The organism is Ralstonia sp. 110700041-2 (assembly GCF_056280165.1).
Genome location: NZ_JBSFAI010000004.1, coordinates 272976 through 285531, shown reverse-complemented (window position 1 = coordinate 285531; position 12556 = coordinate 272976). Strand labels below are relative to the sequence as shown.

Annotated in this window: 13 protein-coding genes; 10 read left to right on the top strand and 3 right to left on the bottom strand. The window is 66.6% G+C overall.

What is annotated here, in order from left to right:
• Positions 1–246 precede the first annotated feature (246 nt).
• The gene (locus ACUXH0_RS08090) at positions 247–735 is read right to left on the bottom strand and encodes an Lrp/AsnC family transcriptional regulator (RefSeq protein WP_004628844.1); all 489 of its coding nucleotides are present in this window, start codon (positions 733–735) and stop codon (positions 247–249) included.
• Positions 736–890: 155 nt separating this feature from the next.
• Between ACUXH0_RS08090 and hppD the strand changes: the two genes are divergently transcribed.
• The gene (gene hppD / locus ACUXH0_RS08085) at positions 891–1997 is read left to right on the top strand and encodes a 4-hydroxyphenylpyruvate dioxygenase (RefSeq protein WP_012436641.1); all 1107 of its coding nucleotides are present in this window, start codon (positions 891–893) and stop codon (positions 1995–1997) included.
• A 218-nt stretch (positions 1998–2215) separates the two neighbouring features.
• Here the strand turns inward: hppD and ACUXH0_RS08080 are convergent, their stop codons facing one another.
• Complete coding sequence (locus tag ACUXH0_RS08080) at positions 2216–2833, bottom strand: EF-hand domain-containing protein (RefSeq protein ID WP_012436642.1); 618 nt, start codon at positions 2831–2833, stop codon at positions 2216–2218.
• A gap of 147 nt (positions 2834–2980) precedes the next feature.
• Positions 2981–3664, bottom strand: a complete 684-nt coding sequence (locus ACUXH0_RS08075; RefSeq protein ID WP_182593879.1) for a type II secretion system protein N — start codon at positions 3662–3664, stop codon at positions 2981–2983.
• A 174-nt stretch (positions 3665–3838) separates the two neighbouring features.
• Between ACUXH0_RS08075 and gspG the strand changes: the two genes are divergently transcribed.
• The 9 genes from gspG to gspD all read left to right on the top strand — a co-directional run bounded on the left by gspG (position 3839) and on the right by gspD (position 12547).
• Positions 3839–4309, top strand: a complete 471-nt coding sequence (gspG, locus tag ACUXH0_RS08070) for a type II secretion system major pseudopilin GspG (RefSeq protein WP_009239680.1) — start codon at positions 3839–3841, stop codon at positions 4307–4309.
• Between the two features lie 32 nt (positions 4310–4341).
• Positions 4342–4836: a GspH/FimT family pseudopilin gene (locus ACUXH0_RS08065; protein WP_012436644.1), complete on the top strand. Its 495-nt coding sequence runs from the start codon at positions 4342–4344 to the stop codon at positions 4834–4836.
• The gene (gene gspI, locus ACUXH0_RS08060) at positions 4833–5231 is read left to right on the top strand and encodes a type II secretion system minor pseudopilin GspI (RefSeq protein WP_004628832.1); all 399 of its coding nucleotides are present in this window, start codon (positions 4833–4835) and stop codon (positions 5229–5231) included. The genes ACUXH0_RS08065 and gspI overlap by 4 nt, the downstream gene beginning before the upstream one ends.
• Entirely contained in the window at positions 5212–5964 is a 753-nt protein-coding gene (locus tag ACUXH0_RS08055; RefSeq protein ID WP_024542304.1) for a PulJ/GspJ family protein, read from the top strand. Before gspI ends, ACUXH0_RS08055 begins: the two co-directional genes overlap by 20 nt.
• 1 nt (position 5965) lies before the next feature.
• Complete coding sequence (gene gspK, locus ACUXH0_RS08050; RefSeq protein WP_012436645.1) at positions 5966–7054, top strand: type II secretion system minor pseudopilin GspK; 1089 nt, start codon at positions 5966–5968, stop codon at positions 7052–7054.
• 161 nt (positions 7055–7215) lie between these two features.
• On the top strand, positions 7216–8646 hold the full coding sequence (gene gspL / locus ACUXH0_RS08045) for a type II secretion system protein GspL (RefSeq protein WP_182593878.1): 1431 nt from the start codon (positions 7216–7218) through the stop codon (positions 8644–8646).
• A 10-nt stretch (positions 8647–8656) separates the two neighbouring features.
• Positions 8657–9226, top strand: coding sequence for a type II secretion system protein GspM (gene gspM / locus ACUXH0_RS08040; protein WP_024974032.1), 570 nt, complete (start codon positions 8657–8659; stop codon positions 9224–9226).
• A gap of 17 nt (positions 9227–9243) precedes the next feature.
• On the top strand, positions 9244–10086 hold the full coding sequence (locus tag ACUXH0_RS08035) for a type II secretion system protein N (protein ID WP_012436647.1): 843 nt from the start codon (positions 9244–9246) through the stop codon (positions 10084–10086).
• A 37-nt stretch (positions 10087–10123) separates the two neighbouring features.
• Positions 10124–12547, top strand: coding sequence for a type II secretion system secretin GspD (gspD, locus tag ACUXH0_RS08030; RefSeq protein ID WP_012436648.1), 2424 nt, complete (start codon positions 10124–10126; stop codon positions 12545–12547).
• Positions 12548–12556 lie beyond the last annotated feature (9 nt).

The following is a 12556-nucleotide window of genomic DNA, read 5'->3' as shown; positions in this document are numbered from 1 at the left end:
CCCTCCGAAGCCCACGCTTCGCCATCAGAGATACGAAGTCATCGAGTCGAGGCTGGCGTTCCGCCGTCAGAGGGTCGAAGCCGTCTGTCAGAGGTCGAAAGTTTCGACCTCTGACTGCGGAATGCGAGTATTTGAGACTCGCGTGCCGCCCGCAGCGATTCAGGCTCGAACAAGGAAGGCCCACGATCGGACCGCTGAGGTGCGTCATCGGCGGTTTAGGCCTTTATGGCGCAACTAGCCAATCCCTTAAACCACCACCGGCAACGCCGTCGTATCCTTGATCCGCTCCAGCGCAAAACTGCTCTTCACATCGATCACCGCCGGGTGGGCGAGCAACTGATCGCGGATGAAGCGCGCGAAGTGCTCCATGTCTTCCACGAACACCTTGAGCAGGTAATCCATCTCGCCGGTCATGGCGTAGCAGGTGACCACCTCGGGCCATGTCGCCACGGCGGCGCGGAAGATGTCGGACGGGCCTTTCCCTTTGGGCGCGCCGCCCTGCTTTTCCAGGCGCACGTTGATGTACGCCGACAGCCCCAGCCCGATCTTGGACGGGTCGAGCAGCGCGGCGTATTGGCGGATGACGCCGGACTCTTCCAGGCGCCGGATGCGTCGCAAACACGGGCTGGGCGACAGATTCACCCGCTCGGCGACTTCCAGGTTGGTGAGGCGGCCGTTGTTCTGCAGGACTTCCAGGATCTTCCGGTCGATCTTGTCGAGTTCCACTTTATTCATTTTGTTGCTCCGCACCAATTAACTCGGCAATTTTCTTGCGCAAATTTAGCAAGGTGGGCACAACTTCGCAATTTTTGCTTGGATGGACACACCTACACTGCGAGGATCGTCAAAGACCTGTGCGCTCCAGAGCGCGCCCCCACAGGAGACTCACCATGCAATTCACGCCTTGGGAAAACCCGATGGGCACCGCCGGCTTCGAGTTCATCGAATACGCCGCGCCGGACCCCGTTGCCATGGGCAAGCTGTTCGAGAACATGGGCTTTACCGCCATCGCGAAACACCGTCACAAGAACGTGACGCTATACCGCCAGGGCGAAATCAACTTCATCATCAACGCCGAGCCGGATTCGTTCGCGCAGCGCTTTGCGCGCCTGCACGGCCCGTCGATCTGCGCGATTGCGTTTCGCGTGCAGGACGCCGCGTTTGCCTACAAGCGTGCGCTGGAGCTGGGCGCCTGGGGCTTCGACACCCACAGCGGCCCGATGGAGCTGAACATTCCGGCCATCAAGGGCATCGGCGATTCGCTGATCTACCTGGTGGACCGCTGGACCGGCAAGAACGACGCCAAGGCCGGCGACATCGGCAACATCAGCATCTACGACGTCGATTTCGTGCCCATCGCGGGCGCCAATCCGAACCCCACCGGGCACGGCCTGACCTACATCGACCACCTGACGCACAACGTCTACCGTGGCCGGATGAAAGAATGGGCCGAGTTTTACGAACGCTTCTTCAACTTCCGTGAAGTGCGCTACTTCGACATCGAAGGCCAGGTCACCGGTGTGAAGAGCAAGGCGATGACGAGCCCGTGCGGCAACATCCGCATCCCCATCAACGAGGAAGGGACGGAGAAGGCTGGTCAGATCCAGGAGTATCTGGACATGTACCACGGCGAGGGCATCCAGCACATCGCGCTCGGCTCGACCAACCTCTTCAACACGGTGGACGCACTGCGCAGCAACGGCATCAAGCTGCTCGACACGATCGACACGTATTACGAACTGGTCGACAAGCGCATCCCCGGCCATGGCGAAGACGTGGCGGAACTGAAGAAGCGCAAGATCCTCGTCGACGGCGCCCCGGGCGACCTGCTGCTGCAGATCTTTTCGGAAAACCAGCTGGGCCCGATCTTCTTCGAGTTCATCCAGCGCAAGGGCAACCAAGGCTTTGGCGAGGGCAACTTCAAGGCACTGTTCGAGTCCATCGAACTCGACCAGATGCGCCGCGGCGTGCTCAAGGCCGACGACCAGCCGGCCTGAAGACCCTCAAGCTTCAGGCGTGCTGTACCCGCACCCCGATGGTTCGCCATCGGGGTGTTTTTCATGGGCGTTGCGGCATGCGCGCATGCGGCACTGACACGGCCCCGTAGCCAAACCAACCCGCACCGGTCTTGCAATGCATTGAGGATCGGAGGGGCGCAGGCAATAAAAAACGGCGCCCGAAGGCGCCGCTTGCGTGCGGAGATTCAGACGAGGCGTCACTCGCCCTTCGTCGCCGACGGGCCACCCGGCATGGCAGCGGCCGCCGGGGTGTTCTTCTGCGCCTTGCGGGCGTCGTGGCGGGCCTTCATGTAAGCGCGGATCTCGTCTTCGGTGATCTTGCCGTCGTGGTTGGCGTCGATCTGGTCGAAGTTCTTGGCCAGACGCGGCATGCCGGCCTGCACTTCGTCCTTGGTCAGGCTGCCATCGTTGTCCTTGTCGGCCGCCTTGAACTTGGCGTCCAAGCGCTGCGCCATCTTTTCGTGCATCTCGCCCTTGTGGGCCTTGTGCCAAGCGGCCAGCTCGTCCTTGCTCAGTTGGCCGTCGTGGTTGGTATCGATCTGGTCGAAGTTCTTTTCAAGCCACGCGTGGCCCTTGGCCTCGTCGCGCGAGACCTGGCCGTCGCCGTTGGTGTCGATGGCCTTGAAGCCGCCATGGTGGCCGGGCTTGCCTGCGCGGGCGTCAGGTTGCGGCGCGGCCGGTACCGTGGCGGTGGCCGGCGCCTGTGCGCTGGCAGCGGGGGCACTGGCATCCTGAGCGCGGGCGTTCATGCCCGACATGGCCAGGAACAGGGCCGAGGTGGCGAGGAAGGCTTGGACAGCACGTTTGTTGGTCATGGTCAGCTCCTTTTCACATGGACTGTGTAGCGGATTAGAACCCGACAATGCCGGCGCGTTGCCCGCATTTACACGCTGTTACCCCAATGACACCCGTTGTAATATGCGCCCGCCAACGCCTGGCGAGCCGCATCAGACGCGACATGCCTATTGGTCGGCGCCCGGCTGGGGGGTGTCGCCCTTGCGTGCGGCGGCCGCTGCGCGGTGGCGAGGGCCGACAATGCCGCCGCCCTGGCTCGTAGGCTCCTCACCCGTGTTGATCTGCGCTGGTGCAATGGGCAGCATGGCGCCCGGCATGGAGGTATTGGCCGGATTGTTGGCAACCGGCGGCGCTGGTGGCATGGCGGGCGTCGATAGCGGAGCTGCGGCGCCTGCAGGCGGCAGCGGCATCGCCGGTGCATTGCGATTGGCCGGCGACCCCCCCCCCAAGGCGCTCGCCGGCAGCGGAATCTCCTGGCGCGCGCCGTTGCGCTCGATCACCACCGAGCGTGCCTTGATTTCCACCAGCTTGATATTGGACGACAACGACTTGCCGGCGCGCACGGCCTGCGGTGCGCCACCGTCCACCGACACGATGGCTGCCCCGGAACCATCTGCCAGATCGGCCACCACGCCCATTACCTGCACATCGCGCGGACCGTTCTGCGGGCCACCGCCGAAGAGCGTGACGGCGGCGCCGGTCTCCAGGGCATCGGTCTGCGCCACGCGCGCCTCACGCGGCGCGCCCAGCGAGCGCAGCGACGACAGCGTCAGCACCCAGTGCGTCAGCAGCGCACACAGGGCAGCAAACAGTACAAGGCTGAGCAGGCGGGACGACTGTCGAGCGTTCATGAAATGGGCGAGGCACCGTAGGAATACGCCGATTCTATCCGCCCTTCATGCCGGTTCGGTGAACAGCTTGGAGGGGCGGCTCTAGCGCCAACGCAGCATGACCCCGCCACGCAATATATGGTCATATGTCACGGATATACTGTGTCTCTCACCCTAATTGCCAACTCTGTCGCCATGATGCAAGGCCAACTTCGCTCCTCCTTCCGCCAGCGCGCCCTCGCCCGACACGCAGCGCGTGGCTTCACCCTGATCGAAATCATGGTGGTGGTGGTGATCCTGGGCATCCTCGCCGCGCTGGTGGTGCCGAAGATCATGAGCCGCCCCGACGAGGCGCGCATCATCGCCGCCAAGCAGGACATCGCTTCCATTTCGCAGGCGCTCAAGCTCTATCGCCTGGACAACGGCCGCTACCCGACGACCGAGCAGGGCATCAGCGCGCTGGTCACCAAGCCGACCACTGAGCCGATCCCCAACAACTGGAAAGGCGGCGGCTATCTGGAACGCCTGCCCAAAGACCCGTGGGGCCATCCGTACCAATACCTGAACCCAGGCGTGCGCGGTGAAGTGGACGTCTTCAGCTTCGGCGCCGACGGCCAGGCCGGCGGCACGGGCAATGACGCCGATATCGGCAACTGGGACAACTGAGCCGCTGCAGTCGCCTCAGCCACCCTCGCACCATGTTCGGCCAATCACGCCGCCACCAGCCCCCTCGCGGCTTTACGCTGCTGGAGTTGCTGGTGGTGGTGGTCATCATCGGCATCGTGCTGGCCGTGGTGGCCGTGAACGCCACGCCCAACCCGCGCTCGCAACTGGTCGATGACGCGCAAAAGCTCGCCCGCCTGATCGAACTGGCTCAGGAAGAGGCGCAGCTCACGTCGCGCCCTGTGGCGTGGGAAGGCGATGCGCAGGGCTGGCGCTTCTACGAATCGACCCCCAACGGCTGGCGCCTGCTCACGCGCGACGTGCTCGCGCCGGGCCACTGGCGCCAAGGCATGGACAACGTACAGATCGTCGCCGGTGCCGCTGCGGTCCCGGGCGCACCGCAGCGCCTCGTGTTCGGCCGCGAGGCGATCGGCTTGCCGTGGCGCGTGGCGCTGACCTCGCAAGGATCGCGCGTCGACGTGGTATCCGACGGCGGCCCCCGCGTGCTGACGGAGATGCAAACGCAATGACGCGCAGCCATCGTCCCACGCGCACGCGCGGCTTCACCCTGCTCGAAGTCCTGGTGGCGCTGACCATCGTGGCCGTGGCGCTCACCGCCACCATGCGCGCCATGGGCAGCATGACCACCGCCAGCGATTCGCTGCAGACGCGCATGATCGCCACCTGGAGCGCCGAGAACCACCTGGCAAACCTGCGCCTCGCACGCGTCTTCCCAGACCCCGGCGCGCGCGGCTTCGCCTGCCCGCAGGGCGATACCCAACTGTGGTGCGAAGAGACCATCGCAACCACGCCCAATCCAGTGTTCCGTCGCGTGGAGGTCGCCGTCTATCCGGATGCGTCCAAATCCGTGCGACTGGCGTGGCTCGTGACTCTGTTGCCGAACGATGCGCGCAATGTCTTCTAATCGTTCCGCGAACATCGGCACGCGCGGCTTCACCCTGCTCGAACTGCTGGTGGCGATCACGCTGCTGGCCATTCTGGCCGTGATCGCCTGGCGCGGGCTCGACAGCATGACCCGCACGCACGAGGCGCTGGCCCAACGCGATGAACGCATCGAAGCACTCAAGACCGCCTACGCCCAGTTCGATGCCGATTGCACCCAACTGGCCGATCCGAACACGCTGTCGCGCTCACCGGTGGAGGTGGACGCCAACCGCGTGCTGATGGTGCGCGACCGACGCGGGGAGAGCGATAGCGGCCAGCCGCCCGCGTGGCAAGTGGTGCTCTACCGCATCGTCGACGGCCGGCTCGAACGCCTCCAGACTCAACCGATCACCAACCGCGGCGACCTGCGCAATGCGATGGACAACCTGCGCCAGGGCGGTGTGGGTGCCGCGCGCTACCTGCTCGCCGCCAACGTTGACAGCATCAGCGCCCGCGCCTGGATCGAACCCGGCGGCTGGATGGACAGCACGGGCGCGCTGTCGGCGGCACTGTTCCCGGCCGGCAGCAACACCACCACCCTCACCGGCTTGCCGTCGGCTTCCACGCCCAGCGCGTCGGCGCCCTCGGCCAACAGCCCCGGCGTGGTGGTGCCGGCCGCCTCGGTGCGCGCGGTGGAACTGGCATTGCTCGTGCGCATGACGCCGCAGGGCGCGCCGCAGCGCTTCACGCGCATCTGCATGACGGGGCTTTGACATGGCGCGATGCTCCCGTCGATTGTCTCAACGTCATCCGCAGCCCGGGCGCCAGCGCGGCGCGGCCATCATTACAGCGCTGCTCGTCGTTACGCTGGCCGTGGTGATCGTGTCGGGCATGCTGTGGCGCCAGCAGGTGGAGATCCGCGCGGTGGAAAACCAGCGCCTGAAATCGCAGGCCACGTGGATCGCGCGGGCGGGCATCGACTGGGCGCGCCTCATCCTGCGCGACGACCAGCGCCGCACCGGGGCGGTAGACCACCTGGGCGAAATCTGGGCCGTGCCGATCCAGGAAACCAAGCTGTCGGACTTTCTCGGCAGCTCGCTGCGCACGGACACGGCCGGCGAAGAGTCCTACCTGTCGGGCCGGATCTTCGATGCCCAGGCGCGCTTCAACCTGATGAACCTGCTGATAGCGCGGACGCTGGGCGGCCGCATGATCATTACCGGCCGCGACAAGAACGCCATCAAGGCGTACGGCCTGCTGCTGCAGTCGCTCAACATCGACCCGAGCCTGGCCAATGTCACGGCGACGTACCTGGCGCAGATGTTGGGCGGCTTCCAGTCGATCGAAGGCATGCAGGGCGGTCAGCAAGGCGGCGAAGACAGCGGCGGGGGCGGGAGCGGCGGCAGCAACAGCAGCGGCCCGCGACCGCTCGACGACGTGGCCAGCCTGCTGACGATCCCGGGCTACACGGCGGACATGGTCGCCAAGCTGCGCCCCTACGTGATCGTGCTCCCCACCCGCACGCAGATCAACGCCAACACGGCCAGCGCCGAAGTGCTGGCCGCCGTCATCCCGAACCTGAGCCTGGACCGCGCCCGCTCGCTGGTGCAGGCGCGCGACCGCGCGTACTTCCGCAACATCGGCGACGTCACCAACCAGTTGCGCGGCATCGCGCCGGGGGTTGACACCACCGCAGCGGCCAACCTGCTGGACGTGCAGACCCACTATTTCCTCGTCTACGGCATGGCCCGCCACGAGCGCGCCCGGATCGGGGAAGTGGCGCTTGTTTCACGTGGCGATCCGATCAACAATAACGCGACCCGCATCGTGTGGGTCCGCCGCATTGACGAGATTCCGTCATGACGGCGGCGCAACACCCCTCCGCGTGCGTACGCGCCGCCTGTAGACAGACCCTGGCCTTCGCCGTATTGTCATCCGCATCGTTCAGCATCGCGGGTCTTGCGCAATCCGGCGCTTCCGTTGGCAGTTCGCATTCACACTCTCAAGATCAATAGAGGAGCGGTTTGACGACCTCCCTGTACGTGCGCCTGCCGCACCGGCCCATTCAATCGCCCGAACGCTGGTCGACGGGCGCGCTTGCCTCCGTGCCGTTCGCGCTGGTGCGTGAAGAAGGCGCGCTTGGGACCCAACGCGTTCAGCGCGAAGGCACGTCGCGCACCGACGAACTGCCCGCGGCCGATCGGCTGGTCCTCCTGCTGCCCGCCGCCGATGTGTTGCTGGTGCCGGCCAACGTGCCGCCGCTGGCGCTGCCCAAACTGCGTCTGGCCCTGCCCAACTTGGTGGAAGAACGCCTCGTGCAGGACGCGCAGCAATGCCATATCGCCCTCGGCCCGCGCCTGGGGGATGCCCCGGCCCGTGGCTGGCGGGCACCCCGCGAGCCACAATCGCGCGCATTGATGATTGCCGACCGCGCGTGGGTCCGCTTCATCCTCGATACCTTTGCCGGCCACAAGCACCGCACCTGTCATCTGCTGCCTGCGCAGCTTTGCCTGCCGTTTGAAACGCCTGCCGCAGCCGCAGCGCTGGCTGCAGAACCGACAAACGCCGTCGAACGTGCGGAGCCGTCGCTCGATGCTTCTGCTGAACCTGTTGTCGAAATGCCCGTGGCTGAAGCCGTTGCGGCGGTCGCCCCAGCAACCATCGCGCTCGACGCAGCGCCACCGTCCGACCCGGACGCGCCTGTCGCCATCGACATCACCGTACGCACCGGCCGCGCCGAGGGCTACGGCCTGCGCGTGCTGCCGGCCAACGTCGGCAACTGGCTGGGGATTGCACCCACGCCGGCCACGCTGATGGTGTCGCCCGCGCTGCGCGAGTTGGCGCCCGGCCTGTCGACCGACCCCGCCACCGCCACGCTGGACTGGTCCACCTGGGCGGCCGGCGCACGCGACGCCCTCGCTTCAGGCGAAGCCGATCTTTGTCAGTTCGACTTTGCACGCGGCGGCGTGGCCGGCATGGACTGGAGCCTCTGGCGCCTGACGATCGCACTGGCCGTGCTGCTGGTGGTCGTGCAGCTCATCGGCATGAACGCGCGCTGGCTCACGCTGCGCGCCGAGCAGAAGCGGCTCGATACCGCCATGCGCGCGCAGTTGCAGACAGCCTTCCCGAATACGCCGGTGATCCTCGATCCGCCCGCGCAGATGCGCCGCCAGGTCGAGCAGCTGCGCCTGGCCGCCGGCAAGTCGGCTCCGGAAGACTTCCTGCCGCTGGCCGATCGCTTTGCCCAAGCCGCCACCGGTCTCGCGCCCGATGCGCTTCTCGCGCTCGATTACCACGGCCGCGCGCTCACGGTCACACTCAAGGACGGTACCGACACCGCCAGCCTGCGCACCGCGGCCCGCAATGTCGGCCTGAACATGGACACCGCCGAGGCCCCGCGCGGTGCCGAGGCGACCGTACCGGGCTCGCGCTGGACGGTCTCCATCGCCCAATAACGATTCCTCCATGGCGACTTCCTCCCCCTCTTCTTCCCGATCGGCATCCCGCCGCCTGCCGCGCATAGGCGTGCCGGACTCGGTGCGCGACGCGGCCACGACGTTCTGGATGCAGCGCGAACCGCGCGAACGCCGCATCCTGGCCGGTGGCGGCGTGGTGCTGCTGTTGGTGATCGTCTACCTCGTGCTGTGGGAGCCGGCCTTCGAAGGCCAGCGCCGCATCGAGAAAGCCCTGCCGCAAATGCGCAGCCAACTCGCCGAGATGGAAACGCTGGGCCAGGAAGCGCGCGGCCTGTCTGCCATTGCCGCCGCGCCGGTGCCGCGCGGTGCGGAACTGCAGCAGGCACTCAACACGAGCCTCACCAACCACGGCCTGAAGGCCACGCGCATGGCGATGTCAGGCGAGAGCGTGCAGGTGCAACTGGACAAGGTGCCCTTTGGCGCTGTCGCCGAATGGCTGCAGGAGGTGCGGCAGGCCCAGCGCATGAAGGTGATCGACACGAACATCAAGTACGTGGGCGCGACGGCCCTGGTCAACGTGACGGCGACGCTGCAAGGCCCCGCCGCCACAGGCCGCTGACGGGTCCGATCGTGCCGATGGGGATTGAATCGCTGCCGCCGCTGCGCCTGCGCCGCCGTGCCGGGCCGGACCAGCGCACGGGCCTCGGCTGGCGTGTGCTGTGGTGTGGCGTGGCGCTGCTGGCCGTGGGCGTGACCGTGGTGGCACAGTATCCGGCCGCGTGGGCGGCGGAGCGCATCGCCGCAGCCACGGGCCACCGTGTTTTGCTGGCCGACAGCCAGGGCAGTATCTGGCACGGCAGTGCAACGCTTGCGCTGACCGCCGGCAACGGCGGTGCCGATGCGACCGTGCTGCCCGGCCGGCTGTCGTGGTCGATCGACGTGCTGCCGCTGCTGACCGGCACACTGCGCACGCACCTCGAGCACGATCGCGCGCTGGAAAAGCCGGTCACGCTGACGGTCACGCCGGGGCATTGGGAAGCAGAGGCTGGCGCAGTCGCGCTGCCGGCATCGTTACTGGAAGGCGTAGGCGCGCCATTCAACACGCTCAAGCTGGATGGCCGGCTGCGGGCGGAGTGGACGCCGCTCTCGGGCCAATTCGGCAGCGGAAAGGGCCAGCCAAACACCGCCCAGGGCGCGCTGACTGTCACGCTCGAGCAGGTATCATCCAGCCTCAGCCGGGTACGGCCGCTGGGCAGTTACCAGGCGGTGGTGTCGTTTGGCGGCGTGAGCGGTGCGCCGATGCAGTTGTCGCTGTCGACACTGGCCGGGCCGCTCACTCTGCAGGGCCAGGGCACCCTTGGCCAGGGCGCGCATTTTGACGGGGTGGCGAGTGCCACCCCGGAGTCGGAACCGCAATTGATTGGCCTGTTGAGTCTGCTGGGCCCGCGCGACGGGTCGCACCATCGACTCCGCTTTTGATCCTCAAGCCGGCGCGCGAGCCAGCGTGCCGACAACCATGAACGAGACCATGTACAACGCCTCTTCCCGACTCACCGTTCGCGCCATCGTCCTGGCATGCTGCGCAACAATGGTGGCCGGCTCGATGCCAGTCTTTGCCGCCCCACCGGGCGCGGCATCCTCCCAGAACGGGGCCGCCGGCAACCCGGGGGAGGAGGTCTCGCTGAATTTCGTCAACGCGGATCTGGAATCGGTGGTCAGGGCCGTCGGCCAGGCCACCGGCAAGAACTTCATCGTCGACCCGCGCGTGAAGGGCACCGTCAACCTCGTCACCGAAAAGCCAGTGACGCGCTCGCAGGCACTCGAATCGCTGGGCTCGATCCTGCGCATGCAGGGCTACGCGATTGTCGAGGGCAACGGTTTCACCAAGGTCGTGCCGGAAGCCGACGCCAAGCTGCAAGGCTCGCCCACCAGCGTGGGCGCGGCAGGCGCGCGCGGCGGCGAGCAGGTCGTCACGCAGGTCTTCCGCCTGCAGCACGAATCGGCCAACAACCTGGTGCCGGTGCTGCGCCCAATGATCGCGCCCAACAACACGATCACCGCGTACCCGGCCAACAACACGCTCGTCATTACCGATTACGCCGACAACCTGCGCCGCATCGGCCGCATCATCGCGTCGATCGACACGCCCGTGGCCGGCGAGACCGAACTGATTCCGCTGAAGAACGCCGTGGCCATCGACGTGGCGGCCACGCTGCAAAAGCTGCTCGATCCGTCGGCCGGTGGTGCAGGCGGCGCGGCCGGTGCCGGCGCGGCGCTGTCGGACCCAAGCCTGCGTACGTCGGTCGTGGCAGAGCCGCGTTCGAATAGCGTGATGGTGCGCGCGTCGAGTGCGGCACGTCTGGCACAGGCCAAACAACTGATCGCCAAGCTCGATGTGCCGAATGCACGGCCGGGCAACATCTGGGTGGTGCCGCTCAAGAATGCCAACGCGGTGCAGCTGGCGACGACGCTGCGCGCGATCGTGGCGGCCGATGCCACGCTGTCGGCCTCCGCATCGACCGGGCCGGGCGGCCAGAGCGCCGCGCAAGGCGCGACTTCGCAGCCGGCCGGCGGCGTGAGCAACCTGCAGAACCAGAACACGCAGAACACCAACTACGGCAGCGGCTCGGGTTCGGGCAGCGGCTCGGGCAGCGGCAGCTCGTCGTTCCGCGCCTCGTTCGGGCAGAACAACACGCCGACCACCGGCGGCATCATCCAGGCCGATCCGGCCACCAATGCGCTCATCATCACCGCCAGCGAGCCGGTCTACCGCAACCTGCGCGCCGTGATCGACGACCTCGACGCGCGCCGCGCGCAGGTCTATATCGAATCGATGATCGTGGAAGTGACGGCCACCAAGGCTTCGCAGTTGGGCATCCAATGGATGGCCGGCGCGGGCGGGCCGACCACCTTTTTTGGCGGTGGCACCAACTTCGGCTCCGGCGCCAATAACCTGATCAACCTCGCGGGCACGATTGCCACCATCACCAGCGGCGGCATCGGCAGTACGGCCGCGCAGACTGCCATCGGCACGCTCTCAAACAGCGTTGGCCAGCTCAACGGCGGCAACTTCGGGGTGTTCAACAGGGGCAGCGGTTTGGGCGCCATCCTCAGCGCGCTGGGTTCGGACGGTTCGGTCAACGTGCTGTCCACGCCCAACCTGATTACGCTCGACAACGAAGAGGCCAAGATCCTGATCGGCCAGAACGTGCCGATCACGACCGGCTCATATGCGCAGACCGGCGGCGCGGCTTCGGTCACGCCGTTCCAGACCTTTGACCGCAAGGACGTCGGCATCACGCTGCGCGTCAAGCCGCAGATCACCGATGGCGGGCTGGTGAAGATGCAGATCTTCCAGGAGTCGTCGGCCGTGGTGCCGGGCACGCAGAATGCCACGCAGGGCCCGACCACCAACGTGCGCTCGATCGAGACCAACGTGCTGGCCAACGACGGCCAGGTCGTCGTGCTGGGCGGACTGCTGGAAGACAACTACCAGGACGGTGAGCAGAAGGTGCCGGGCCTGGGCGACATCCCCATCCTGGGTGCGCTGTTCCGCTCGGAGAACAAGACGCGTGTGAAGACCAACCTGCTGGTGTTCCTGCGTCCGATCATCCTGCGTACGGCCGATGCGACCGGCACGCTGTCGGACAACCGCTACAACTACATGCGCGACACGCAGCAGGGCTTTGTCTCGCCAAACATGCTGCCGACCACGTCGGACAAGGACACACCGGTGCTGCCCGCGCCCAACGCCATGCGCCCGGCTGAAAACTACGGCGACGTGTCGATCGTGCCGAAGGGCCCGGCCGGTACGCAGGTGCCCCCGGGCGCCCCGATGCCGATGCCGCAAGGCACCACGCGCAGCCAGCCGCGCCTGCAGAACTTCGCCGCGCCCACCTCGGGCGGCTACGACGGCAACGCGCCGCGTAATGGCGGCTGACAACGGACA

Coding starts and splice junctions, on each gene's coding strand:
- ACUXH0_RS08090 (WP_004628844.1), bottom strand. CDS start 735: ATGAATAAAGTGGAACTCGACAAGATCGACCGGAAGATCCTGGAAGTC.
- hppD (WP_012436641.1), top strand. CDS start 891: ATGCAATTCACGCCTTGGGAAAACCCGATGGGCACCGCCGGCTTCGAG.
- ACUXH0_RS08080 (WP_012436642.1), bottom strand. CDS start 2,833: ATGACCAACAAACGTGCTGTCCAAGCCTTCCTCGCCACCTCGGCCCTG.
- ACUXH0_RS08075 (WP_182593879.1), bottom strand. CDS start 3,664: ATGAACGCTCGACAGTCGTCCCGCCTGCTCAGCCTTGTACTGTTTGCT.
- gspG (WP_009239680.1), top strand. CDS start 3,839: ATGATGCAAGGCCAACTTCGCTCCTCCTTCCGCCAGCGCGCCCTCGCC.
- ACUXH0_RS08065 (WP_012436644.1), top strand. CDS start 4,342: ATGTTCGGCCAATCACGCCGCCACCAGCCCCCTCGCGGCTTTACGCTG.
- gspI (WP_004628832.1), top strand. CDS start 4,833: ATGACGCGCAGCCATCGTCCCACGCGCACGCGCGGCTTCACCCTGCTC.
- ACUXH0_RS08055 (WP_024542304.1), top strand. CDS start 5,212: ATGCGCGCAATGTCTTCTAATCGTTCCGCGAACATCGGCACGCGCGGC.
- gspK (WP_012436645.1), top strand. CDS start 5,966: ATGGCGCGATGCTCCCGTCGATTGTCTCAACGTCATCCGCAGCCCGGG.
- gspM (WP_024974032.1), top strand. CDS start 8,657: ATGGCGACTTCCTCCCCCTCTTCTTCCCGATCGGCATCCCGCCGCCTG.
- ACUXH0_RS08035 (WP_012436647.1), top strand. CDS start 9,244: ATGGGGATTGAATCGCTGCCGCCGCTGCGCCTGCGCCGCCGTGCCGGG.
- gspD (WP_012436648.1), top strand. CDS start 10,124: ATGAACGAGACCATGTACAACGCCTCTTCCCGACTCACCGTTCGCGCC.